Source organism: Aestuariivirga sp., from assembly GCF_041738905.1.
GTDB lineage: Bacteria > Pseudomonadota > Alphaproteobacteria > Rhizobiales > Aestuariivirgaceae > Aestuariivirga.
In genome coordinates this window covers 1-23223 of sequence record NZ_JBGSOZ010000073.1, presented here as the reverse complement: position 1 = coordinate 23223, position 23223 = coordinate 1, and the positions used below count along the sequence as shown (strand labels likewise).

Here is a 23223-nt window from a genome sequence, read left to right as displayed (position 1 = left end):
ACAATCCCGACTCGTTTGACTGAAAGGAAACTGAATCATGAGCTTGTACGTTATCCATCCCGTTGAGTCGGCCCGTCGCAGTGACGGTAAGAATCTTTTTGTAGTCAGTGCAGCAAGTGCATCCGCCGCGCGCACGGCATGCGAGGCCATGACCGGCGATGTTGCGGGAGCATTCGCAGCGGCTGAATGGACGGCCACGGCGCTGTCTGACACGGCAACAGAGAATTTTGTTGCCGGACCTTTCGGACCCGTTGGCCGTGCAACCGGACCTTGGCCCAAGTTGGGACGTGGCGGCAATCCACTGGCCAATTGACCGTCCATACACTGAGAAATGAGTCCCGTGCCCTCCCAGTGCATGCCGCGAAGCGCCATGACCTTGCAGGGCATGCGGACTCAAGGGAGCCGCGTGGTAGTTGTCATCCCATGCGGCTCCCGACGATTCTTGATCCATGAATGCGAGGTCAGCCGTGACGGATGCCAATTTAGATGCCCTTGAAGCTGAGGCCGCTGCTATCGCCGCGACTGGCAAGCGGCCACCATTGCGGCAAGCAATCCCGATTAGGCACGTCGAGAATTTGCAACTTGCGCCGATCACACCACAATCCATCCGCAAGATGCTACAGGGTGGGCAGACGCGGGCCGGGGTCATCACTGGCATTGAATGGTTCTTGATTGACCATGACGCCTTCACGGCCATCTATGAGGCCCAGTGCCCCTATCCGTTTTGCAATGGCGAGGGCACCATCATGGCCAGCACGCGCCTCGACCGCCACGGCATGGCCGAACTGCCATTTTCAGACCCCGGCGCGTTGCAATGCAGCCATTGTGATGGGGAAATTGAAACCCGCTACAATGCTGAGGCTGTGAAGATGAGGAATCCTCGAAGGGCATCCGCGAAAAGAGAAGACCCCACGGCGACATGGACGGCACCGGGGCGGGACTAGGCTGTACTCTCGGTAGAGATGCTGATATCCTTCCAGTGAATCGGAGGCTAGTGCGATAGGATGACAGGCAGGCTGGATTGGTTGTTGTTGGCCGTTGCCCATAGGCGCGGTGAGGCGCTTTCGCCCGTTCAAATTCAGAAGGCAATGTTCTTGATGAGGCAAGAGGCCGCCGCAATTGTTGGCGATGATTTCTACCATTTTGTTCCATACAACTACGGCCCATTTGATTCTGATATTTATCGTGACCTTGATAGTTTGACCGAAAGAGGGTTGATTGCGAAGTTAAACGTTCCAAACCGCTCTTGGCAGTATTTTGCCGCAACGCCTATTGGCATGGACGCCGCTGAAGGGGTGAAAAAAGCAGTTGGTGCAACTGGGTCAGACTTTTTGGGAAGGGTGGTTGACTGGGTTTCGTCGCAGCCGTTTCCAGAACTCCTTAAGGCGATTTACTCTAAGTATCCTGAGTTTCGGAAAAACAGCGTATTCGTCGGCTAAACATCATGACACTATTGGTGGGGGTCTTGTGCGAGGACGGGATTGTAATCGCCGCCGACCGGCAAGCTACTCACGGTGCTATGGGTCAACAAACCGTTGGCCAACAGGTGACAAAGGTTCGAATCGTTAAGGGCGAGTCCGCTCTTTTTGCGTCCAGCGGTCATCTTGGGATGGGCCAACAGCTTGCCGCCATTGTGGACGATAAGTGCCCCGAATTTCTGAATCAAGGTTACGACAAAAGCATTGCTAAGTTGCAGGAACATCTTCGACCGCTCGTAAACAAGGCCCTTGAGACAGCAGGGCTTGCTACCCGAGTGGTCGGGCCACAAGTTGCCAGCAATGATTGCATTTGTCATAGTGTGTTGGCCGCTCCATTCAAGGATGGTTTGAAGCTGGTGGAGATTACACCTCAAGTGGCTGTGGAAAGAATGACACCTGAGTTGCCATTCATCAGCATGGGCAGCGGCAAAAGCAGCGCGGATGTATTCTTGGGATTCCTGAAAAAGGTTTACTGGCCAAGCAAGCAACCCACATTGGTAGAAGGCACATTGGCAGCATACTGGACGGTGCAGCATGCTATCGACATGCGAGTCAATGGAGTGAGTTTTGCCGTGGACGTTTTCACGGTTAGGCCAAAGGGAAAACTATTCGTTGCCGCCAAACTCGAAGACGCGGAACTCTCTGAGCATTCTGATTTCATCAAGGCGTCCGAAGAGGCAATGAGGTCGGTTGCAAATCAGATGCGCATTCCGAATGGTGTCCCCGCTCAGCCGCCCACGCTCAACCCGACTTCCTAGCCTCATGGAAAGGGCAGGCAAGTGATGAGCGTTGACTTTCCGTCACCCGCCGCTGTTCTGCAAGCGCACTTCAGCGATGAAACTTTCGAAGGTGATCAGTTCCTGCCTAATGTCCTTCGGGTATCTCTTGTGCAATTTCGACGGCACAACGAGTCGGACTCCGGCGTCCAGCATTTCCTTGAACTGGTTTTCCGATACACCTTCCTGAAGTGTCAGAAGGTGCTTGACCGGTATGGCATTCGCTTCCGGCAAGATTTGACGCCAACGGTCCTTGCAGGTGGTCTTTGCCGCAAGCATTCGCAGCCGTTCTCGTGGGAATGAGGCATCATTGTACGCTGCCACCGATGGAAAAAGGAAGTCTGGCCGTTTGTTGCCCTCAATCACCGGGCGGAAGGAAAAATCCGTGTTTTGAACGAAGTGCTCTTCCATCATGATGTTGCGCACATGAAGCTCAAGAGATGTGCCGGACCTCGATTTCCGGCTTTGCAGGATGGTTTGGGCGAGGCTTATGAAGCCATCAATGGTCGTGAAACCTTCACTCATGCGGGGCAGGTATATGGCCTCTTCAACGCTCTTGAAAATTTCGAACTCGCATTCACGGCGAAGGATAAGCCGGTCATCAACCGGTTGCGTGGCATCAGGCCGCATTTCCCGCGTCTTGGCGATTATCTCTTCGCCGGTCGGAAATGCTTGCAGCCATGCCGGTGGCAGTTGCTCACGGGTCAACCGGCATGGCGCGGCAGCGGCTACCTGGGCAACTTCAGGAACAAGGCCCGGACGCCATACGGTGAAAGTCTTCGGTTCAATCGGGCCGAACCGGTCTTCGAAAACGTCTTCCTCAATTGAGTTGTCGCAAACCCATGCATGGCAGGAAGCCGCGTGGCCTGCATTGTCCAAGACAAAGACCAAGGCGGCAACGGAACCGGTGCTGTCTGGATTGAGAAGGGCCGACGCCTGCCCTCCAAGCTGAGTCATCCGCGTTTCATTGCGAGTCCCGTCATGAAACTTGTTATTGTACCAGACTATGCGGGCCTCACGGTGGTCCACATGGGAGTCAATGTAGAGGTCAACAGCCGTGTCGGGATTCTTGGTTTCAATCCGGTTCACTGCCGGGAAAAGTTCAAAAACCAGATTTCTCGGCAAGTATGGTCCGGCTTGATGCGCCCCGGTTGCCAGCGTGTCATTGCCAGCAAGCCGCTTCACCAGCCAAACCGTTCCGGCCCGCGCATGCTGTTCTATCCATGAAGGAAGGTCAGTGACTGGCATCATTCACCCCGAATCTCTTCATAACGTCTCTTGGAGGTTATCCAGCGGGCCGCGCGATCTGCAACCTTTTCGATTGCATCCGCTTTCTTTCCACGAATGGCGCATTCCCAAATGATGAGTTGACGCCATCCGTCCACGGCAAGCGCTTCCTTGACGGTTGCATCCCTTCGGCGGTTTGCCTCAATCTTCGCAGTCCAGAACTCCGGCCTTGTCTGCGGTGGACGAAAGAAAGCGCAATCATGTCCATGCCAGAAGCAGCCGTTCACAAAGATTGCTGCGCCGTAGGCTCGCAGCACAATATCAGGCTTTCCCGCCATGCCGCTCTTGTGGAGTCTGTATCTGAAGCCCCTGCGGTGAAGCGCATGGCGGATGGCAAGTTCGGGCTTTGTGTTTGTCGAGCGAATGCCCGCCATCATCCGGCTTCGAGTCAGTTGATCGACAATATCAGGCACTGGCGCGGATTTTCATGACGCCGGGGGCGTCGGCACTCTCAAGAATAAATGGTTTCATGTGTTCTGCCACTGCGGTGACCACCGGCACAACCACGGCATTCCCGAACTGCTTATAGGCCTGTGTATCGGAAACGACGATCTTGAACGCCGAACCGTCCGGCTTGTCGAATCCCATGAGCCGCGCGCATTCGCGGGGAGTGAGTCGGCGCGGTGCCTTGCCCTTCTGCTTGATGAGGATTTCCGAACCGTCCTTGTAGTATCGGGCTGACAACGTGCGGGCAACTTCAGACGGGCCGAAGAGGCCAAAGCCAAATCCGTTGCCCTTTTCCTTGTGCTTTGCCGCGTAGTCCTGAAGGTACTGCCACAGGTGAGCGGAAAGCGTGTACTTGGAAGAGACCTTGCGCGTCTTGCCGTCAATGAAATGGCCGTCAGGCTTTTCGGTGCCATCTTCCCTGTGCAGGATGGTCGCTAGCTTCGGCCCTTCAGCGGACGCGGAAACCTTCAGCGTGTCTAATGTGAAGTCACTGCGATCACGGAATCCGGCAATGAAGATTCGTTCGCGGTGCTGCGGCACCCATGACTTGGCGTCGATGATCCGGCAAGAGATGTGGTAGCCAAGTTCCTTTTCGAGCGCGTCACGAATGATTTGAAAAGTCCGTCCGCTATCGTGGTTCACAAGGTTGCGGACGTTTTCCAGAAGGAACACGCGCGGCCTGTGATGCGCGATGATGCGCGCCACATCAAAGAAGAGAGTCCCCTGAGTGTCGCAGGCAAAACCGTGCGGCCTGTTCAGCGCATTCTTCTTGGAGACGCCCGCGATGGAAAACGGCTGGCAGGGGAAGCCTGCCAAGAGCACATCGTGAGCGGGAATGTCCTTCGCCTCGATCTTGGTAATGTCGCCGGAAATTTCGTGGTCATCATCGGGGAAGTTTGCGCGATACGTCTTCTGTGAATAGCGATCCCATTCGCTGGTAAAAATGCACTTCCCGCCAATGGCCTCGAAACCCCTGCGAAGTCCGCCGATTCCCGCGAAGAGGTCAATGAAGGTGAAGGGCGGTTGCTCTTCCTTCGACTCGTCATTGTGGGGCTTGAGAGTGCGCAACAGTTCAATGACGCCCTTCCGGGGCTGAGCGGTGCCCTTCTCGAAACGGTAAATCTGCCGTTCCGTATAGCCGAGCCGATTGGCCGCGTCCGTGACCGTCAAACCTGCCTGCTGTCGAAGCGACGTGAACTCGTTCATGCGAACCCCCTGGGAAATTTTGTGACATCATGTCAGATTCGGGCCGCTAGAACAAGTCCAGAACGAAATGTTAACAACTCCGGTGGATTCGACCGGGAAAATCAGCGGCGCTAGGCTTCCTTGGCCTCACCCGTGGCCTTCTCAGCCGCTGGCAGCTTCACCGCGACCGAAGGGAGCTTCACCGACTCCACGCATTTCCGCCGTTCTTCTATCGGGCTGAGGTTCGCATATTTGCCGGTCATTGGCAGCGGCAAGGTTTCCCGATCATGGCCCATAACATCGGCAAGGGTCCAAGGCGTGAATCCGGCCTCACCCTTCGCAATGGCTTCCATTGCCTTCGCCGCAAAGTACCTTCGCAGTGAGTGAAGGTCGATTCGGGATTGCCGCTCGCCTTTCTTTTGGTCATCGACTCCACATGCAATGCGGTGCTCAGCGAAGAGCTTGCCAAGGGCGTGTGCGCTTCCCTCTGCGGGCCGTCCGGGGACGGGCTTACCCCGTGGCCTCACAAGCCATTCGGGGAATAGAAGGTCAGTCTTGCCCACCTTGCCGCGCCGTGCTTCCACCATGGCGGCAAGCTCCGAGTGAATCGGAATCTCTCGCTTGGCCGCTTTCGTCTTGCCCTTCCGGTCCTCATCATCGGGACCGCCATGCACCCGGAACAGTCCGCCACGGCAATCGCTCTTGGTCAGGCTGACCAATTCGGAAGCCCGCATACCGGACAAGGCTAGCACTCGAATCGTGTCCAGCATGGCAGCATGTTTGATCTTCTCTTTTGGCTTCAGGTCAGGCCGTGCCGGTGCCAAGAGCTTCGCAATCTCATCATCGGTGTAGGGACGCTTTTTGATGACCTTGGCATTGCCTTCAAGCTCACCGGCCAAGCCTTCGAATGGATTCGCGTCCAGTTTCTTCCGGGTCTTCGCAACGTAGGTGAAATAGGATGACAGCAGGCCAGTAATGTTGACCCGCGTCTTTCGGGTGCCCGGAACCGTTTCCAGATAGTCGGCAGCCACCTCAGCCGTGACGTTGCCAATCGTCGCCTGTTTTCCGGTGGCCTTGAGCCATGCCTTGAGCTTCGCCACCGCGCGGTCAGTCTTGTCGGCATGCTGGACGCTGAAGTCCTTGGCCTTCAGGAAGTCCTTCAGATAGTAGTCAACATCTTCCTCACGCGCCAATGCCGGTGGCGGTTGGCCATGCTCGAAAAGCCCTTTGCCCCTCAGCGCGCCACGTACTTCCGCCTTGTCGTCAAAGTCCGCGACGGTCTCGAAGAGAAAACCGGTTCCTGCCATCTTCACGAATGACGGATTGCGCCTCAGCACGTCATAGGCGTTCAGCAAGGCTTGATGCTCACGTATGGCCTCATCCGACTCAGCCGTGGTCCCCTCTTTCCGTCTGCGTTCGAACTCCGCACGGTACTGAATGCGAAAGGCGTCTCTCAAGAGGACGGCGTCATCTTTGTTTTGCGTCTTCAAGCTGCGCTCTATGACACGCTTGCCGCTGTATGCTGCGATGAGGTCAACGGGCACCTTGATTTGAAAAAACCAAGTCTCGCCACCTTTCCGCCTTCGCATGTTGGAGCCGTGCCGGGCCATGAGATGCCTACTTTGACGCCTTCTTAGGTGCCTTCCGTGAAGCCTCTCACCATGCAGAAATTTGTCTAAAAATCAAGGGGATTCAGCAGTTTATGCTAAACCCCCTTGGGTTTCAGATTGGTCGGAGTGAGAGGATTCGAACCTCATTCGGTAGCCATGCGGGAAGCTCGGAAACGTTGATAATCCAGCATTTGCAGGTCTTCCAAAGGTAGCCAGTGGCTACTTTAATGGCTACTTCTTCCGTCTGCTAGATTTGACCACTGGCATTTTATCATCGGTTGCATGGAAGTCCGCTGGCAGTTCCGAAGTCATCGACTCCGGGTCCGTGACATCGGCTAACGTCATGAGGTTTCCGGGCTGCCGGAACCACTCTCGCATCTCGGGCGTCTTCAGATGCCTGTAGACCGTCATCGGCGTAACGCCAGCGGCTTCCGCAACAGCCTTCACCTGACGACCCTCCTTCAGCAGCTTGGTCATTAGGTCGCGCTTTTCATCCTTGATCTTCGTCTTTTTGCCAGACCGCGACCGAGACGCTTGAAGCTCGCTTTGGGCTTCAACCGCTTCAGATAAGGCTTGAACTACTTCGGCAGCATGACCTTCAGACCTTATCCACGGCAGCGCCATCATCAAGCTACCGTGCTGAAGCACCAATTTTTTCACTGATTTCATAAAGATACTCCAATCCACTATCGGTGCGATCTTACTGTGAACGCTCACAGTGGTCAACGACTGTCCGTAAATCTATAACTCAACGCACTTACAGTGTTTACACTCCGTTAACGCTATGCTATGTTCATGCAAATCGAACCGAGACCAGACCGAACAAGACCCCGTAAAGAAAGGTGCTTTGAATTGACCTCCGACCCCGCCACACCGAATAAGAGCCCGCCGCCACGCAAGATGCGGGTGCAGGTGTGCGAGATTTGCGTCGAAGATGGTGAAGACGGCTGGTTCGAAACCGACCTCCCGAGGAAGCCATATTGCAGTCCCGAGCATGCGAAGCGTGGTGCGGCTAAAAAGGCCGAAAAGCGTAAGAAGCGCAATCGCTCAGGTGCAGGTCGTCCCGCGCGCACTGAGAAGCTGAGGAAGCAGGCCGAGTTTATCGCTGCCGAGGTCGCCAATGGCGTTAAGCCAAGCGTGGCCATGGCGCGGCTTCCCAAGGAATTGCAGGACACTCTTCAGGCCGGACTCTCCCATGCCAAGCCATTGACCGAAGATGATCCACGTGTGGACCGCTTCCTTCCCTTCCTTGCTGAGCGCGGCAACTATCATGACGCTGCCGAGGCTACCGATGGCCGCAAGGGCACTGGCCGTCTGTTCAAGAATCTCTACGACAAGAGCAAGCTGCTCGGTTCCACCTTTCATATGAGGTGGGATGACGCCATGGGTGAGTTCGGCGCAATGGCCAATCGCGCCTATGTCGAGGAAGCCATCACCGGCAAGCTGGTGCCCATTGTCTCCATGGGGCAGGTCATCGCGCATCAGCATGTACGCGATACAAAACTACTGGCCATGGCCAAGCGCGCGACGGACAAACACTTCGCGGCTGCCAACAGCGCCGCCAGCAACACAAATGTGCAGGTCAATGTCAACTCTGGCGCGAACCAGAATCCAGACGATCCGTCGAATCCATCCTTCACCTTCTGGCTGAAGGAGACTTATTTCCTATCGGATTCAGACCGCACTCACCTCTCACGCATTGCCAAACAGATTCTCTCATCGCGCGCCAAGCAGGAAGTTGTGATTGACCTCACGCCGGACGTTCACACGCAGGCGCTGCTCACCGAAATCAAAAACGAACAGGAAGACAACTTCGATGACATTTAATCCCTTCATCACCGCGCTCGACGTGGACTTGACGGCTGCCGCCGATGCACCGGAAGGCTATCGCATTGCCACCGGCCCCGAGGTGGGCATTTTCGCGCCGCCAGAACTGGCTCACCTCAATCATCGCAAGATATGGAAGAAGCCGCTCGACAGCCCTGAAGGTCAGGCCGCGTGGGAACAGTCCATCAGTCCCGAGGTCCGTATGGCCCGCCGCTTCAAGGATGCCTGCCGCAATGCGGTGTGGGACATGCGGATGAACCCCGATCAGGGTGAGGGCAAGGCCTTCTTCGAAGCGTTCCATGCCAAGCGCCGCCCGCTGCCGCCGAAACAGCAGAAGAAGCTCGATGAGCCCGAGTCATTGCCAGCCGAATTGCTTGCGGCGGTTGACGCAAGAGTGAAGCCAGAGGGATTCATTCCTCGTGGTGAAGTCCACCGCCGCGAAACCAATGAACAGCTTGAAGCCCGCCTGAAACGACAGGCTGAAGAAAAGCGCACCGGCATCAGGCTTGAGCGCGCACCGTCCATAATCCTCGGGAGGTAACATGAAGAGCAGAATCAATAAGCGCACCACTTGGCGCGAACATCTCGATCAGCAGCACGAAGCCCGCAAGGCCGCTGCTGAGAAAAAGAAGACCGAGAAGTTCGAAGCACTCAAGTCCGCAATCAACTTCCGCACCATTGAAATTGAACATCAGAAGCAGGAGAAAATCATGACCGTTGCCACACAGATCAAAATGCCGAAGAACGCCGCTGAGCAGAAGGCGCTCGTGGACCGGCAGGCCAACAACATCCTGAAGGCGAAGGCCGTCCGGGCGAAGTTTGACGCCAAGGTGAAGAGCCTCACCGATGCGCGTGAGCAGATGCTAGCTTCCATGTCGCCCAGTCTGCGGAAGAAGTATGAGGCCGATGTAGACGCCAAGAATGATTTCCAGTCGAAGATCGCAGACATCCGCGCCGATATGCACGAAGAGGTGGCTGCATTGCGCGCCGAAGTGAGCCAGATCAACGCGGCCATCAAGGAGACGAAGGACTATCTCGGAAATCCCATCTCAGTAGGCAATGCCTACATGATCGGATCACAGCGCCGCGACTCGATTGCGCGCTCGCTGGATGGGGCAGGGCCGAAGAAGATTGCCGACTTGTACCGCACGGCGCTGCTGACGGAAGACCTTGAGCTTGGTTCCGAAGTCATCGCGGCCCTTGAGCGCACTGACAAGAAATATCGGCCCTTCCCGGTCATGGCGGCAGCCGAAGCCCTATTCGGCTCTATGGTCGCTGGTGTGAAGGACAATGCAAGTCTGGCTGATGTTCAGTACGCCACGATCCACGAGACCATGGCTGAGGTCGAAGGCGTCCGTCCGATGACCACCTTGGAGAAGATGAGCTTCAGCCTCCACAATCCGGGCGTCGGCAGGATCAATCCGCCAGATGCAGAAGACAGCAATTCGGGCGTCACCGCCACGAACAAGATCAGTGCAGGCTTGGCCGCGCGTCAGTCCGCTTGATAGCCTATCAACTTAAACCCCACTCAACCAGAAAGGAAAATATTCATATGACACAGTTTATCGTTTGCCCTGCCGACCCGAGCCTCAAGCGTGGGGATCGTCGCAACTTTTTCGTGGTGCAGGCCGCATCGGCTGCCGCTGCCCGCACTCGCTGTGAAGCCCTGTGTGGTGACAGCGCCGGGGTCTTCGACGGCTGGACCGCCGTGGCACTGGCAGACTCTTCGACGCAGGACCTTGTGGTCGAGACATCGCACGGCCCGGTCGGCACCAGCGAGACCGGCAACGTCTGGCCGAAGGTGACATCTGGCGGGGACCGACTCCGCGTCTGAACTACTCGTGCATGCAAACTTAACCCCCACAAACTAAGGAGTAACTAAAATGGCAGTCACTGCAACCAACATCTACAAGGTCGAAGCACTTCCGGGCGGCAAGACGCTCATCGGTGGCGTGAACGTGATGATCGTCGGTGCCACATCTGAGGCGAACGCCCGTGTCGCTGCCGCTGCACACTTCGACAATGACAGCGCGTGGAGTGACAGTTCAGTCACAGATTTGAGCGCGTCCGCTGACGGCACGGTCTATCTGGCCGCGAAGTCGGTCTAACCCCACCACCGGCCACGTCCGCAAGGATACGGGCCGATGAAGGGGCGGCGGGGTTTTTAGAGGGGGTTAGCTTCATCTCTGTCCCCTCGGTTGTGTTACCCGCCGCCCATCAATCCCGAGACCTGTCAGCCGCAAGGCTGGTGGAAGAGGCCGAGCGCGGCAAACTTCATCGTGGTCGAGCGCTCGGCCTATCAATTCAAAGTTTCGTCCGCTGGTGAAAACCACCGAGGCGAGGGGCAAGCCCGGTGGCATTATTGGCCTTCTGCCACCGGGTGCGTCCACGCAAACCAGTAGAAGAATAGGAGCGCCGCGTGAATGTAGTTCTGAAAATCGAAGCATTGGCGGCAGCACCAGACTCCGTCATGATTCCAATCGGGCCGGACATGGTGCCGACCGAGTTTCTGAAGTGCGGCGCTGCCACATGGATTGCACCGTGCGGATTTTGCCAGACCGGCATCATCGAGACCGACTCGCCGGACTATGCCGCCGCCATGTGTGAGGCATGCGAAGACAAGCTCGATAGCGAGGCCGTACAGGCCCCTCCAGTTCCGAAGGTCCATTTCCCCATCCCGGCACCGCGACCGGCCTACAGCCTCACCGTTTCAAGCGGGCGGCTGCCTTTGCCCAAGTTTGAGGATCGCCGCCCCTTCTACGTCCCGAGCAAGACGCCGGAGTGCCAGAAATGCGGGCGCTTCATGGCCCCGTCGATGGATGGCCAGACATTCAGGACGTGTGGCGTCTGCCGGAGCGTTGACAAGCGTGAAGTCGATCATCGCTGCCGCGAGTGCAACGCCGATATGACCGGCTCACATGAGCATAGGATTTATTGCCTAGATTGCGCCCGTGGGCGAGCAGTCACAGGGCAGAAAAGAATGACGGCCACCAGCCGGACCACGAAGGCCCGCCGCGCGGAAAAAGCCGCCGCCGCTGCCGTGGACACGATTTGCATTGATTGCCTCAAACCGATTCCGAACGCGCCAAGGCATACAAAGAGATGCCCCGGCTGCCGCGATTTGAATGACAAGGAAATCCGCCGCGCTGGCATGGCGCGGAAACGAGCAAAATCTGAAACTGAAATGGAGACCACCAATGACTGATCGTGAGATGAGATTTTTGAAGCATATCGGAAAGGCCACGACTCAGATCGCCGCCGAGCATGGCATAAAGCTGAGGATGGAAGAGTCCGACTCCATCCGCCGCTTCATGGCCGAATTGCTGGCAGCCCGCTCGCTGAGGCTGGCACAGATGGAAGTCGAGTGTGCCGAGCCCTTGAATGGCCACCCGGCGCTCAGCACCATCGGAGGCGAATGATATGGCAAACTGGATAGGAAAATATGTCTTCATCGGCCTTCAGGTATTCAAGATTGATTGGATGCGTGACGGCCACGCCGGTCTCTCCTATGCCGATAACCCGGAGTCGGTGAAGGTGATCGAGGCATCGGAAATCCGTGCGATCTACGACGCGGCTGGTGTGCGGAAGGAGACGCGCCGTCTGGCTAAGGAGCGCAGTGTCCGCAAGCTTACCTCTCACAGCCCACGGGTCGAAGTCGAGAAGCTGCTGGCCCGTGGATTGATTGACGAGTCGGACATCAACACGCTGCTAGAACTCTATGGCTACGAAAGCGCTGATGACGTGCGGCCCGGTGACTGGACCTTGATCTTGGAAGACTTTGAGGCGGTCATCAATGCGAACCACAAGATCGCCGCTGAGTTTGAAATGGCCCTGAAGCCATACGACCGCGCCATGGTGGAGACCACGATGAAAGCCTTTGGCGCGACCAGTTTCTACGGTTGCAGACGGCGCGATGAAATCCTCAGCGCCCTAGAAGCAAAGTCAAAGATGCACTGAAGCAAAAAGAAACCCGCCGTGGCGCGAACCATGACGGGTCAACAGAGATATTCGATGAAGGAGACCTATATGACACAGAGCCCGAAGGAAAACAAGCCTAACGAAATGGCTACGGCAGAAGTCGTCTCCTTTCCGCTGGCAGGCCTGCCACTTGTGAAGACTGCTGAGCTTCTGATGGCGCGCTGCCCCGGCGCGAAATTCTTCCTGCTGACGGGCGGCACCAAGATTCCGTTGCCCGGTTCCCGTGGGCTGCATGACGCGACCGCCGATCTGGATTCCATCAGCGATGACGTGCTGCTCAATGATTGCGGCATGGCATGGGTGCCCGGTGGCCTCACCGAGTTTGCCTTGGATGTTGACATCAAGGGCACTCACAAGGGCGCTACCGGCCTCTGCCGCGCGCTTGGCATGACCGTTCCTGAAGGCCTCACCGAGGTCGCGGCAATCGACCGGCTGGTGGACCGCTTCGACACCCTCATCATCAAGAGTCCGTCCGGTGGGATTCACATCGTGTTGCGCCATGGTCTCGACCATCATGTGGCTTGGCCGAACCGTCCCGAGGGAATCGACTTCCGCGCTGGCACTGGTTATCTGGTGCTGCCGAATACAGTGCTGCCGGAGGGCTCCTACACGGTCATTAAGGATCGCCCCTTGGCGATGGCCCCGGCTGAACTGATTGCCGCCCTGTGCAAGGCTGACGACCCGGCCACCGCCGATCTAAGCAAGCTGACGACCGACTGGCACCCGGACATGGACTCGGATGACATGAACGAGGCCGCGACGGAGTATCTGAAGGCCCGCGCACCGGCAGTGCAGGGCAGCCGTGGTGACCATGAGACGCATCTGACGGCGCGCTGGCTCTATGACAAGGGCCTCAGCCCTGACATGGCGCTGGAGCTTATGGAAGAGCACTTTAATCCGCGCTGCTCGCCGCCGTGGGATTCATTCGATCTGGCTGTGAAGGTAGGCAGCGCCTATGCCACGTCGATCCGGCAGGGCAAGGTTCATGGTGGCCGTCCGGCTGCCAGCGCCGACTCTTTTGGCAAGAGCAGCATCAGCGACTTTCCGGTTGGCTTCTTTGGTGATGACCACCCCGGCAAGTCTCCGGCTGCCGCACCAGACTCGGAAAAGTCCGCGAAGCATAGTCCTTATGCTGGAATGGCCAGCGCGAAGGACATGGTGGCCGGGATCATCGCGCGCCGCATCACACTTGATGATCTGAATCCGGTCAACCTTGCTGGCATGGAATACTGCTACGGCCAGTCCTACAGCTACGGGCTGGTTTCCGTGATCGCGGCACCGGGCGGCATGGGCAAGTCCACGCTGCTCATCCTGCGGGCCATTCTGGCCGCTGTGGGCCTGAAGTACATCAAGGCGCGCATGGAAGCACCCGGCGATCACGTTGACCGCCTGAAGGCCCTTCTGGAAGCCGGAGAGAAGCCCGATGATGACGCCATGGGAGTGTGGCTGTGGAACCTTGAGGACTCCCGCGACAACATCCTGCTCCGGGTATTCGCCGCTTGCACCTTCTATGGTATCGAGCCCGCCGTGGTCATCAAGAGCCTGCTCGTGAATGGCCGCGAGGATCGTCTGGCCGTGGCCAAGATGGATGAGTCGAACACGGTTCGCATCTATGTCCCGGCGCTGGAGAAGGTCTCGGAAGTGATCCATGAGCACGGCGTCAAGATGTTGCTGGCCGAGCCCTTCGTGAAGACGATTGAGGTGAATGATGAGAACAACAACACGGCCATGAGCACCGCCGTGGAAGCATGGGCAAAGCTGGCTGATGTGGAAGGGATCGCAGTCGGTCTGGCGCACAATTCGGTGAAGTGGGATGGCAAGGACATTGAGGTCTACAAGCGGAATGCCATGCGCGGCGCTGGCGCGATCCGTGACCATGTCCGCGTGGCTGAGGTACTGGTGCCGATGAATGACCGGGAGAAGGACTCCAGCGTCACCAAGGACGACTGGAAGCGGTTTTTCTACATCCATGCCGACAAGGAGAATTTTGGTCCGAACAACCGCGCCCGCTTCTGGTTCACCTTCGACAGCGTCGAGGCCCCGGCGCACAAGGATTCACGGAAGGGTCTGCCGCGTTCCGTTGGCGTCATCACCGTGGCCAGCGTCAACGAAGACATCACCAGCTACAGCCGCGATCAGGTCACGACGATGCTGGCAGCCATAAAGGAGCACACGCCACCCGGCAAGGATGAGAAGGACACCGACCGCTATAAGGAGTTCGCGGAAGGATCAATCACCGGCCCGCTGTGTGACCTCAGTGCGTCATCTCGGCACGTGGACCGCTTCTTCGCACCGATCCTGAACATGAAGGCCTTGCTCGATAGCACCGACCCCAAGGAGCGCGACAAAGCCAGCCGTGCCGTGGCGACCGCCGTCAGGGTGTTGCTGGCCAATGACCTCATCGAGCGCCGGAATGACATCTACAGCCCGCGTCAGGCCAATCGTGGGGGCAAGCGGGAGGTTGATGGCTTCCTGCTGACGGCCATGGGGCAGCGCAAGCTCCTGAACGGTCTCAAGCAGGCTGAGATGGACAAGGAGCTTGCCCTTGAGGCGGTCGAAGCGAACACGCCGAATCCCGGTCAGGAGGAAGATTTCGGGTAAACCGGTTTTTCGGCGTTTAATCCACATAGAACAGGGGGTTAGCGCCAAAGGGTGCGGAAAGGTCGAAAACTGGGTTTTTTTGGCTTATCTGTTTCTGAACAGGGGTGCGCGAATAATGGTTTTCGAGGTCGATTCGCGCACCCCCTAAAACCCCGCGCACCCCCCTATGCGCTAGGGTGCGCTCCATCAGGGCGAAAAACTGATTAAACCCCCGTAATTATTAGATGAAAGTGGCGCGCATAGGGGGGTGCGCTAGGGTGCGCTAAAAAGTCAGGCGTCTCAAGCTCGCGCACCCTCTCTTCTCCCCCCCTATTGGGGAGAGAGGGGAGAGAGATACTTAGCAGTAGGTCCCGGCAAAAGTTGGAGCACCAGAAGTTTCCCCTGAAATTCTGGTGGACGATCCGTGATAACCTTGGCGAAAACTCAAAGCGAGGTTTGATCCATTTCAGCCGCTATTTCCCATCAGAGCGGAACATAATATCTACTAATTCAGTAGGGGATATAGGCCGCTTGCCTACAACGCCGGGTAACTAGACAGTTACATAATACGTAAGCATTACTGACCTATTTCGCCGTTCTCCTTCCTCTAGGTAAACCCACCCCTGCCGTTGCAGCCCATAGGAGGTCGTCCACATGGTCGAAGCACGAAGAGGCCAGCCATGGCGGCAACCCTGTTGAACAGTCGAATCTGGCCAGCCCACGAGGTTTCTAATGGCCAGCCCCGCGACCGGCCACCAGACCTGCTAAACCGCGCTCTTTTCGTTTACCCTACGGCCCGGATGGACTCCATTGTGCAGCGCAATATGTGTTAGGCTGTTTCCAGTTCTCAGGAATTGGAAACAACATCATGACGAAGTCCCTAAAATCCCTCATCAAAGCCGTAGGCTACACTCGGCAAAGCTCGGCTGCGAACGTGGGAGCCGACAAAGACTCTGAGACACGCCAGCGGACGGCCATCACGGCTCATGCCCGTGCTCATGGATACGAGATTGTCGGCTGGTATGGTGACGCCGCTGTCTCCGGCGCGGACCCGATCACCGACCGTCCCGGCTTCAGCGACATGCTCACCCGCCTCATCGCCAATGGCGCAAAGACGGTCATCGTGGAATCTCCCGACCGCTTCGCCCGCGACTTGATGGTGCAGCTTACCGGCCATGACCTGCTCAAGGCGCAAGGCATCACCCTGATACCGGCGTCAGCGCCAGACTTCTTCACCGAAGATACTCCTACAGCGGTGCTGGTGAGACAGGTCCTTGGCGCAATCGCTCAATTCGACAAAGCCACCACTGTTGCCAAGCTGGCAGCAGCACGGAAGCGCAAGCGTGAAGCAGACGGAAAGTGCGAAGGTCGCAAGTCCATCGGTGAACGCGAACCGAAGGCCGTAGCAAGGGCTAAGGAGCTTGCCAGCGTCCGCAAGCAGAAGCCGTCTCTTAGGTCCATCGCGGCCACGCTTGCCGCTGAAGACTTCCTATCGAGCACTGGACAGCCTTTCACCGCGAAGACCATTGCGAGCATGCTTGCATAGTCACCGAGCACCGACTTGACCATGTGCGGGCCGTGCTCAATCGAGTGCGGCCTTCCCATGTCGGCATGATCCCGGCAAGCCGAAGACGGCAAAGGGTGCCGGGGGAGTCGAATCGGTTTTGAAAAGGGGTGGGGGTGCCGGAGTGGGTCCCGGTCGATCCAAGCCCCGTGTTTCGAAATATTTTTGGGAAATTTTTCAGCCCTCACATGATGAGGCGTCCGACGTGGCAGGGCGTTGGTTGCGGGAGCCAGATTTGAACTGACGACCTTCAGGTTATGAGCCTGACGAGCTACCGGGCTGCTCCATCCCGCGCCACCAATGCGAGGGTGCAGATATAGGAGCGAAAACGATATTGCAAGCGATCAGTCCTTATGGCCGAGAATGGATGGTTCACTGGCCATCTTGGCCCGTAGCGTTGACATCGGAGGGCCACCTGAGATGGCTGCCGGAACGCCTAAGACTTCCGTGAGAAACCTTTCGTCAAGTTCCGCCCGAACGGAATCCGTATCGACTTCATGCAGAGGCTTCAATGATCTGGCGCTAAAATCATCAAACACTTTAGCGGCGGCATCGAGTTGGGATGTAGTCAATGTATCAACATCAAGAGTTGGAAGAGCGAGAAGGGAAGTCTTGCCTATAGAGCATCTTCCCGCCTGTTGCTTGTTCGCATGCCACCAGTGAAGCAACATCCCCAGTGAAGTATTTGCCCATACAACAAGTGCTTTCTCGTGCTTCTCAGACTTCAACTTGATCGAAAGCCATGCTCTGCCTCCGATGGTGCGGCGTGGCGTGAACTGCATGCTTGTCGCTTGGCTGTTAAACCTGAAATCGCGGTTGAAGTGGCAGTGAGATGCAGAGTCTACAATCTCCGAAACCTTGTCAGCGATCATCGTGTCTTCGGATGCATCCTTGCCCTTCTTTACAATGCCCTCACACTCCGCGTCGAAGGACATCGTGAACTCACGTGTCGCATCGTGACTCCATAGAATCGGATATGTGGGAACGCCGCCAGCCGACAATGCAATGACTTCGAATGGTCCGCGAATAGCGCCCTTTGAACCTTCTGCGTTGATGTCCATGTGATACGGACCGATATGGCCAAGCTTCTCGATTGTTGTCACCGGCAGCGAGTGTGCAGCCGTTTCATTGGTGCCGGGAAGCCAAATTCGGTTGCGGTGTGTGATCTGATACGAAGTTTGAGCCAGTGAAAGGTCCGCCACACGCGATAGGTTCCAACCGCCCTCACTCGGTATAGGGGCGTCAATCACTTGGCCAATTACATCAGCGCCGAATTGGATTCTTGTTCCGCCTAGTGGACCATCTTCAAGCTTCCGCACATTGCCACTTGCGATGATTTTCCGTATCTGATGTGCGGCAGCCGCACCGAGCATAGGGTAGGCGGGCCTTTCGCTGAGAACGGCAAATGTTGCCCGTGTGCTCGGTCCCTTGCCGCGCTCACCAATAACCAGACACTCCCCCATTGACGTGTCTGCTGAAAACGACAGTTCCGCGCCGTCGATTCCTGAGATGGAAACGAGCACGAGATTTCCGTAATTTTTGGCAAGTAGCTTGCGCGACTCCTCCCAAGCATCGCCAGCCATCAAACTTAACGGCATGACAAGCGCGAGCGTCCCGGTTTCTTTGAGCTTGCGATGCGCCAGCACCAGAAAGATTGACGCCTCTCCTGCATTACCATGAGCGCTGGTGCCAGTCGTCAGACGTTTCACGGCCTTTCCCATTACCTTTTGCTCTTCTTCCGATGAGGCGAAGGCAGCAAACATGGGATTAGGCACACCGATCTTTTTGCCCTCGTGCCCAGTGGGGCGGGTGAATGGCGGATTCATTAGCGCCAGATCAAACGAAGCATGAGGAAGCGAAGCCCAGGTATCCTTCTCCTTCTCGCCAAGACCTTCCGCTGCCTTCGCAGTGATTGACAAGATGTCGAGCGTCCCCTGCGGGTCGAGTAGGTCGAGCGATCCGAGCGCCACACCGCCGTTTGGCTGCTTCCCATATGCAACCGTCATGATTGAACTTCTATCGAACTTGGAAGTGGGATGTGCGCCAGCGAGCATTGATGCGGTCAGATGTGCAGCGGCTGGCAGGACATCGCAGCCGACCAAAACTTGCGCCATGAACTTCGGATGCAGAGCTTCCGAATCTCCACCGGCCAATTCGTGAAGCTGCCCCATGCGCTGGTAAGCGGTTGAAAGCAGGGTGCCCGTACCGCAAGCGAAGTCCGCGACTCGCAACGAAGAAACCCCATTGGCGTCAGACCAATTTCCAGACGCGGGAGTCTTGTCTTGTTGAATTGCCAATCCGACTAGAAGAGCGGCAGACGCCGGAGTCGTATAGTACGCGGCCAGAAACTTTCGGTCTGCAATGAGCCGCTGAAATACAGCGCCGGTAAGATCGTGTGACCTCATCAGGCGGTTTTCCAGAAGTTGGTCCGCCGTTGCCGAGAGCCGGTCTATCAGTGTTTTGCTGTGTGTGGCGGGAACCGCCTCAAGGATGCGCCGCGCAATGTCGAAAATCGGCCAGTAATTGACCTTCAGAATCTTGCGCCATTCCGCAAGAACTACCGATTTCGTCATTCCAGTGCCGGAGCCGCGCAGTTCATCCAGTGATCGTACTTCAGCGAGAGCACCGGCCCCATTGGACAACGTCTCGTGAAAGACGAAAGCGTTTGCAACTATGGTTGCGGCCATCCGGCGCGTTTGGTCATCGTCTTCCTGCTTAAGCTCTAGACCGATTTTGAGCGTTGCATTCGGATGGCTTTTGGCGACTTCGGCCAGCAATCCGGCAGCCTCACTCACACCATACACAAGCTGGTCTGCCGCTTTCTCGATGACATCAGGCGGCACGGATGCAGATTGTGCGATGATGGATAAGTCGCTCACGCCGCCTGTCAGCCAGCCCTTCTTCGGCCAACGCGAATAAGATGCATCATCGACTCCAGTGAACAGACAGAACTCCAGATCGGTTGCGTTAGTTATTTCCGACTGAAGTTCCGCACTGGATTTATTCCGAAATCGAAGAGGCATCCTGACTGCGACCGCAGACAGAATTTGCCTCCCGTTGACCCGGAGGCTCACACCGAGCCGTTCAATCGCTTCCTGTTCGACAGTGACGGCGGGAACGACTTCGGTTTCTATTACTACTGGGGAGACATTGGCTTCGACAATGACGATGTCAGGTCGCTTGTTGGAGCCCTTTAGAGCACTGGTGTTCTCGGAATTGACGACATGTGTTTCTCGCCATGCCGTTCGAGTGGTGCGCAGCACTTCTGCGAGGGCATCATTGATGGTGTGCTCTGTTGTAGCCATTTGTACGAATCTTCGCCGCTCCCGATTCCGGTGAGCTTACCCTATGGTATGCGTGATTGCGCAAGGTATTTCTTGAGCACTGTACGATCCGATTGCTTGCCCTTTCTCGCATTGAGATGCTCCAGCACGGTAGCAGGCAACACGCCCATGGCGCTAACCGCTAACTCGGAAGCCTGACGGCCTCCACGCAAGCAATCCGTTCTTTCATCGGACTGAGGCCAGCATATTTCTTGGTCATCGGCAGCACCTGCACTTCACGGTCATGCCCTAGAACATCCGCAACCGTCCATGGCGTAAAACTCCCAACACCAGACGCATAGGCAGCCATTGCGCGCGCCGCAAAACTCCGGCGAGTCGAGTGCAGGTCGATTCTCGATTGCTTCTCACCCGGTCGCGTATCGTCCACGTGACGGGCAAGCCGATGTTCTGCAAAGCGCTGGCCGAGCGCATTGGCCTTGCCGTGCCACTCAGGGAAGAGCAGGCCACCAGCTGCCTTGCCCTCGCAGCGAGCGCTCACGATGCCGTCAATATCGGTATGCACCGGCACGACTCTCTTGGATGAAAGCGTCTTGGCCTTGCGCGTGACATCGTCCGGCCCGCCGTGGACGCGGAAGACCCTGCGGTCAGCCTCTTCATCGTGTGCAGAATCGGCAACGGTCATGGCGCACAACTCGCTTGCACGGAGCCCGGAAAGCAGCAAGACGCGGATCGTCTCGACCATTTCAGCCTTGCCGCCTGATAGCAGCTTCTGAATCTCATCGTCTCGATAGTCGCGCTTGACGATCACCTTGGCGTTGCCCTCAAGATCACCGGCCAGCCCTTCGAACGGATTCTTGTCGAGCTTGTGCAGCGGTGACACGATGTATCGGAAGTAGCTAGACAGCAGACCCGCGATGTTCACCCGCGTCTTGCGAGTGCCCGGAACGGTCTGCATGTAGTCACCGGCAAGCTCACGGGTGACGTTGCCCACGGTTGCCGCCATGCCCTGCACTTCCATCCATGCCTTCAGCCGCAAGACGGCGCTCTTCGACTTGGAAGCATGCTGCACACTGAACTCCTTGGCTGCGAGGAAGCCGTTCAGATAGTTGTCCACGGGCTCGGTGCGGCGTACCGGTGGCGGTGCCGGTTGATTGGCCGTGAACCGGTTGTGCGCCTTCGTCGCCGCGAATATTCGGAAGTCATCATCATGCTTCGCGCGGCTCAGACCGTATTCCTTTGGGTCAGGCTCGACCGCCGCGCGCCACGGGTCACGCCGCAACAGTTCATACTCTTCAAGTTCCAGTTCAGCGATTTCGCGCGTCATGTCCCGCGCCAAGTCGACTCCATCTTTCCGCAATCGGCTGAAGTCCTTCTCATAGGCCGTGAGCTTGATGGTGCGCTTGATGCGAGCCTCTATCAGGTCACTGGTGCCGAGAGTTTCAGCGACTACGGCACGGCTCTTATAGTGCTGCCGAAGGTCAGCCGGAATCTTGATCTGAAAAAACCAGACCGAGCCGCGAAGACGAAGATGATGATTGGCGCGCATGGCTACTTTTATGGCTACTTCGGTGACTACCGCTGAAGCCTCTCACCATGCCGATAATTGCCCGAAAAACAAGGGGACTCAGAGGTTTATGCTGAATCCCCTTGGCTACTAATATGGTCGGAGTGAGAGGATTCGAACCTCCGACCCCCTGCTCCCGAAGCAGGTGCGCTACCAGACTGCGCTACACTCCGTCATTGGTCCGGGCGGCTTATAGCGGCGCTTTTCGGACTAGGCAAGCCTTCATCGGCTGGCTATGGACAGCCCCCATCACTGGGGCGTCGCCAAGCGGTAACCGGACTTCTTCGCTCCTGGCCAATCGTTCTCATGCGCCCTCGTTGCCGGCTGCCGTCAGGTCTGACGGCGCGCTAGCACCACCCGTCATTCAGCATTGGTCAATCACCTTGCACGGCCGCCGTTGGCACACCCGATGCTTTTGCGCCAGGCGCGATACGGCTTCCCGCTCCACAGAGGGCGTCATGATATTTTGTGCCGACTTCTTTCATTTTGGGATGCGCGGCAAGGTCGCGAGTTATGAGCGACGCCGCAACTCGCCTGCAGTTGGCATGACTGAAGTCACGACTGGCGGTACTGGCAACCCTGCATTACCAGACAAGAGCTACTGCATGTATAAATTAAACGACACTTTTCATTTGTGCTTTTATCATTCTCCTCTCGAACCGCGGCACCCAGGTGCCTCTCGATTCCTGCGCTCGTTCTACCTGCACACATCCGGCGACGATCTCGACAAGGAATAGATACGACGAGTTTTGAACCCAATCGGCCAGTTTGTTCTGGACCGGTGGGCTGGCAATGCTCTCTTCAAAGGACAGGTATCATGGCAAGACCAAGTGGTGGCAGCAAAACCAATCTGGCTCCCGTAATTCTCAATCAGTCTTTCCTAGTAGATTATGATGCACTGGGCGGAACGATCTTGGGTGCCGTCTATGCCACCGACCCAGAAAACAACATACTAACTTATTCAATCGAGGACAGTTCATACAGCAGTCTCTTCTTCATCGATCCGGCCACGGGTATAATCCGGGTTGCCGACGGTGCAGACCTCGGTCTTGGTTCCTACACACTCACCATTCGCGTTACCGATGGCGCCGAGCGAGGGGTTCCGCATTTATGGTGCTGATGCCGGAGACTTTCTCGGTACTTCCGTTTCAGGCGCGGGTGACGTGAATAACGATGGTTGCGATGACATTATTGTGTCAGCCAAGAATGGTGACGGTGTTGGAAATCTCGAGACGAACGCCGGAGAAGCATATGTGATCTTTGGCGGAGCGAATCTGCAGGATATCGACCTTGCGAAAGACACCACTTGGAACGGGATAGTGATATACGGTGCGGATGCTTACAACACCATAGGGGCGGTATCTTCGGCTGGCGACGTCAATTCTGACGGAATCGGCGACCTGGTGATCGACGCTCCTCTTGCGAATTCATCAAAGCCTTCTGTAGGTGAAGCATACGTCATATTCGGCCGCGAGGATTTCTACGATCCAGATGGCACTGGAGCTAGGCTCAGGACCTATTAAACTGGTTGCGGATCAGTTGCAGTTTTGATTCAAGGCTTCCGATAGAGGAGGCCTTCATGAGCAAGCTGTTTCTGCTGAGCAAGTCCCAGATGTCGCGAATTTCGCCATGTTTTCCGCTGG

At 56.7% G+C, this 23223-nt stretch carries 22 protein-coding genes, 2 tRNA genes and 1 pseudogene; 15 read left to right on the top strand and 10 right to left on the bottom strand.

Features of this window, described 5'->3' with window-relative positions; translation table 11 throughout:
• Positions 1 to 467 precede the first annotated feature (467 nt).
• From ACEW8Q_RS05970 to ACEW8Q_RS05960, 3 genes are read left to right on the top strand one after another with little or no spacing between them, the layout of a single operon-like run.
• The gene (locus ACEW8Q_RS05970) at positions 468 to 944 is read left to right on the top strand and encodes a hypothetical protein (RefSeq protein ID WP_373503140.1); all 477 of its coding nucleotides are present in this window, start codon (positions 468 to 470) and stop codon (positions 942 to 944) included.
• A gap of 60 nt (positions 945 to 1004) precedes the next feature.
• Complete coding sequence (locus tag ACEW8Q_RS05965; RefSeq protein WP_373503139.1) at positions 1005 to 1439, top strand: hypothetical protein; 435 nt, start codon at positions 1005 to 1007, stop codon at positions 1437 to 1439.
• 5 nt (positions 1440 to 1444) lie between these two features.
• Positions 1445 to 2236 (top strand): hypothetical protein, encoded by a 792-nt coding sequence (locus ACEW8Q_RS05960; protein WP_373503138.1) that lies wholly within the window; start codon positions 1445 to 1447, stop codon positions 2234 to 2236.
• A 42-nt stretch (positions 2237 to 2278) separates the two neighbouring features.
• Here the strand turns inward: ACEW8Q_RS05960 and ACEW8Q_RS05955 are convergent, their stop codons facing one another.
• The 6 genes and pseudogenes from ACEW8Q_RS05955 to ACEW8Q_RS05930 all read right to left on the bottom strand — a co-directional run bounded on the left by ACEW8Q_RS05955 (position 2279) and on the right by ACEW8Q_RS05930 (position 7452).
• A complete protein-coding gene (locus ACEW8Q_RS05955; RefSeq protein ID WP_373503137.1) occupies positions 2279 to 3505 on the bottom strand; it encodes a type II restriction endonuclease in 1227 nt (408 codons plus the stop codon).
• A complete protein-coding gene (locus ACEW8Q_RS05950) occupies positions 3502 to 3954 on the bottom strand; it encodes a very short patch repair endonuclease (RefSeq protein WP_373503136.1) in 453 nt (150 codons plus the stop codon). Before ACEW8Q_RS05950 ends, ACEW8Q_RS05955 begins: the two co-directional genes overlap by 4 nt.
• On the bottom strand, positions 3947 to 5194 hold the full coding sequence (gene dcm / locus ACEW8Q_RS05945) for a DNA (cytosine-5-)-methyltransferase (protein WP_373503135.1): 1248 nt from the start codon (positions 5192 to 5194) through the stop codon (positions 3947 to 3949). Before dcm ends, ACEW8Q_RS05950 begins: the two co-directional genes overlap by 8 nt.
• A gap of 110 nt (positions 5195 to 5304) precedes the next feature.
• Positions 5305 to 6528 (bottom strand): tyrosine-type recombinase/integrase, encoded by a 1224-nt coding sequence (locus ACEW8Q_RS05940; protein WP_373503157.1) that lies wholly within the window; start codon positions 6526 to 6528, stop codon positions 5305 to 5307.
• Positions 6529 to 6591: 63 nt separating this feature from the next.
• Positions 6592 to 6762: pseudogene (locus tag ACEW8Q_RS05935) on the bottom strand (DUF6538 domain-containing protein); the annotation flags it as partial.
• A 252-nt stretch (positions 6763 to 7014) separates the two neighbouring features.
• Complete coding sequence (locus tag ACEW8Q_RS05930) at positions 7015 to 7452, bottom strand: helix-turn-helix domain-containing protein (RefSeq protein ID WP_373503134.1); 438 nt, start codon at positions 7450 to 7452, stop codon at positions 7015 to 7017.
• Positions 7453 to 7635: 183 nt separating this feature from the next.
• Here ACEW8Q_RS05930 and ACEW8Q_RS05925 point away from each other — a divergent pair, with 183 nt between their 5' ends.
• The 10 genes from ACEW8Q_RS05925 to ACEW8Q_RS05880 all read left to right on the top strand — a co-directional run bounded on the left by ACEW8Q_RS05925 (position 7636) and on the right by ACEW8Q_RS05880 (position 16714).
• Entirely contained in the window at positions 7636 to 8610 is a 975-nt protein-coding gene (locus tag ACEW8Q_RS05925) for a hypothetical protein (RefSeq protein WP_373503133.1), read from the top strand.
• Complete coding sequence (locus ACEW8Q_RS05920; protein ID WP_373503132.1) at positions 8600 to 9151, top strand: hypothetical protein; 552 nt, start codon at positions 8600 to 8602, stop codon at positions 9149 to 9151. Before ACEW8Q_RS05925 ends, ACEW8Q_RS05920 begins: the two co-directional genes overlap by 11 nt.
• A gap of 1 nt (position 9152) precedes the next feature.
• Positions 9153 to 10115, top strand: a complete 963-nt coding sequence (locus ACEW8Q_RS05915; RefSeq protein WP_373503131.1) for a hypothetical protein — start codon at positions 9153 to 9155, stop codon at positions 10113 to 10115.
• 47 nt (positions 10116 to 10162) lie between these two features.
• Entirely contained in the window at positions 10163 to 10444 is a 282-nt protein-coding gene (locus ACEW8Q_RS05910; RefSeq protein ID WP_373503130.1) for a hypothetical protein, read from the top strand.
• Positions 10445 to 10493: 49 nt separating this feature from the next.
• On the top strand, positions 10494 to 10718 hold the full coding sequence (locus ACEW8Q_RS05905) for a hypothetical protein (protein ID WP_373503129.1): 225 nt from the start codon (positions 10494 to 10496) through the stop codon (positions 10716 to 10718).
• Between the two features lie 311 nt (positions 10719 to 11029).
• A complete protein-coding gene (locus tag ACEW8Q_RS05900) occupies positions 11030 to 11815 on the top strand; it encodes a hypothetical protein (RefSeq protein WP_373503128.1) in 786 nt (261 codons plus the stop codon).
• Entirely contained in the window at positions 11808 to 12029 is a 222-nt protein-coding gene (locus tag ACEW8Q_RS05895) for a hypothetical protein (protein ID WP_373503127.1), read from the top strand. Before ACEW8Q_RS05900 ends, ACEW8Q_RS05895 begins: the two co-directional genes overlap by 8 nt.
• Before the next feature lies 1 nt (position 12030).
• Positions 12031 to 12567: a hypothetical protein gene (locus ACEW8Q_RS05890; RefSeq protein ID WP_373503126.1), complete on the top strand. Its 537-nt coding sequence runs from the start codon at positions 12031 to 12033 to the stop codon at positions 12565 to 12567.
• Positions 12568 to 12636: 69 nt separating this feature from the next.
• Positions 12637 to 15189, top strand: coding sequence for an AAA family ATPase (locus ACEW8Q_RS05885; protein WP_373503125.1), 2553 nt, complete (start codon positions 12637 to 12639; stop codon positions 15187 to 15189).
• Between the two features lie 847 nt (positions 15190 to 16036).
• Complete coding sequence (locus tag ACEW8Q_RS05880; protein ID WP_373503124.1) at positions 16037 to 16714, top strand: recombinase family protein; 678 nt, start codon at positions 16037 to 16039, stop codon at positions 16712 to 16714.
• Between the two features lie 235 nt (positions 16715 to 16949).
• Here the strand turns inward: ACEW8Q_RS05880 and ACEW8Q_RS05875 are convergent.
• The 4 genes from ACEW8Q_RS05875 to ACEW8Q_RS05860 form a co-directional block, all read right to left on the bottom strand.
• Positions 16950 to 17026, bottom strand: a tRNA-Met gene (locus tag ACEW8Q_RS05875).
• A 50-nt stretch (positions 17027 to 17076) separates the two neighbouring features.
• A complete protein-coding gene (locus ACEW8Q_RS05870; protein WP_373503123.1) occupies positions 17077 to 20037 on the bottom strand; it encodes a hypothetical protein in 2961 nt (986 codons plus the stop codon).
• A gap of 160 nt (positions 20038 to 20197) precedes the next feature.
• Positions 20198 to 21562: a DUF6538 domain-containing protein gene (locus tag ACEW8Q_RS05865; RefSeq protein ID WP_373503122.1), complete on the bottom strand. Its 1365-nt coding sequence runs from the start codon at positions 21560 to 21562 to the stop codon at positions 20198 to 20200.
• Positions 21563 to 21676: 114 nt separating this feature from the next.
• A tRNA-Pro gene (locus ACEW8Q_RS05860) sits at positions 21677 to 21753 on the bottom strand.
• 644 nt (positions 21754 to 22397) lie between these two features.
• Here ACEW8Q_RS05860 and ACEW8Q_RS05855 point away from each other — a divergent pair.
• The gene (locus tag ACEW8Q_RS05855) at positions 22398 to 22700 is read left to right on the top strand and encodes a cadherin repeat domain-containing protein (protein ID WP_373503121.1); all 303 of its coding nucleotides are present in this window, start codon (positions 22398 to 22400) and stop codon (positions 22698 to 22700) included.
• Positions 22663 to 23103 carry an integrin alpha gene (locus ACEW8Q_RS05850; RefSeq protein ID WP_373503120.1) on the top strand — a complete coding sequence of 147 codons (441 nt, stop codon included), beginning with the start codon at positions 22663 to 22665 and terminating at the stop codon, positions 23101 to 23103. The genes ACEW8Q_RS05855 and ACEW8Q_RS05850 overlap by 38 nt, the downstream gene beginning before the upstream one ends.
• Positions 23104 to 23223: the final 120 nt, after the last annotated feature.

Excerpts from the sequence above, each read along its gene's own strand:
- ACEW8Q_RS05930 (WP_373503134.1), bottom strand. The coding sequence starts at position 7,452 with ATGAAATCAGTGAAAAAATTGGTGCTTCAGCACGGTAGCTTGATGATG.
- ACEW8Q_RS05955 (WP_373503137.1), bottom strand. The coding sequence starts at position 3,505 with ATGATGCCAGTCACTGACCTTCCTTCATGGATAGAACAGCATGCGCGG.
- ACEW8Q_RS05890 (WP_373503126.1), top strand. The coding sequence starts at position 12,031 with ATGGCAAACTGGATAGGAAAATATGTCTTCATCGGCCTTCAGGTATTC.
- ACEW8Q_RS05865 (WP_373503122.1), bottom strand. The coding sequence starts at position 21,562 with ATGCGCGCCAATCATCATCTTCGTCTTCGCGGCTCGGTCTGGTTTTTT.
- ACEW8Q_RS05960 (WP_373503138.1), top strand. The coding sequence starts at position 1,445 with ATGACACTATTGGTGGGGGTCTTGTGCGAGGACGGGATTGTAATCGCC.
- ACEW8Q_RS05885 (WP_373503125.1), top strand. The coding sequence starts at position 12,637 with ATGACACAGAGCCCGAAGGAAAACAAGCCTAACGAAATGGCTACGGCA.
- dcm (WP_373503135.1), bottom strand. The coding sequence starts at position 5,194 with ATGAACGAGTTCACGTCGCTTCGACAGCAGGCAGGTTTGACGGTCACG.
- ACEW8Q_RS05895 (WP_373503127.1), top strand. The coding sequence starts at position 11,808 with ATGACTGATCGTGAGATGAGATTTTTGAAGCATATCGGAAAGGCCACG.
- ACEW8Q_RS05850 (WP_373503120.1), top strand. The coding sequence starts at position 22,663 with ATGGCGCCGAGCGAGGGGTTCCGCATTTATGGTGCTGATGCCGGAGAC.
- ACEW8Q_RS05855 (WP_373503121.1), top strand. The coding sequence starts at position 22,398 with ATGGCAAGACCAAGTGGTGGCAGCAAAACCAATCTGGCTCCCGTAATT.
- ACEW8Q_RS05905 (WP_373503129.1), top strand. The coding sequence starts at position 10,494 with ATGGCAGTCACTGCAACCAACATCTACAAGGTCGAAGCACTTCCGGGC.
- ACEW8Q_RS05870 (WP_373503123.1), bottom strand. The coding sequence starts at position 20,037 with ATGGCTACAACAGAGCACACCATCAATGATGCCCTCGCAGAAGTGCTG.
- ACEW8Q_RS05965 (WP_373503139.1), top strand. The coding sequence starts at position 1,005 with ATGACAGGCAGGCTGGATTGGTTGTTGTTGGCCGTTGCCCATAGGCGC.
- ACEW8Q_RS05910 (WP_373503130.1), top strand. The coding sequence starts at position 10,163 with ATGACACAGTTTATCGTTTGCCCTGCCGACCCGAGCCTCAAGCGTGGG.
- ACEW8Q_RS05915 (WP_373503131.1), top strand. The coding sequence starts at position 9,153 with ATGAAGAGCAGAATCAATAAGCGCACCACTTGGCGCGAACATCTCGAT.
- ACEW8Q_RS05880 (WP_373503124.1), top strand. The coding sequence starts at position 16,037 with ATGACGAAGTCCCTAAAATCCCTCATCAAAGCCGTAGGCTACACTCGG.
- ACEW8Q_RS05920 (WP_373503132.1), top strand. The coding sequence starts at position 8,600 with ATGACATTTAATCCCTTCATCACCGCGCTCGACGTGGACTTGACGGCT.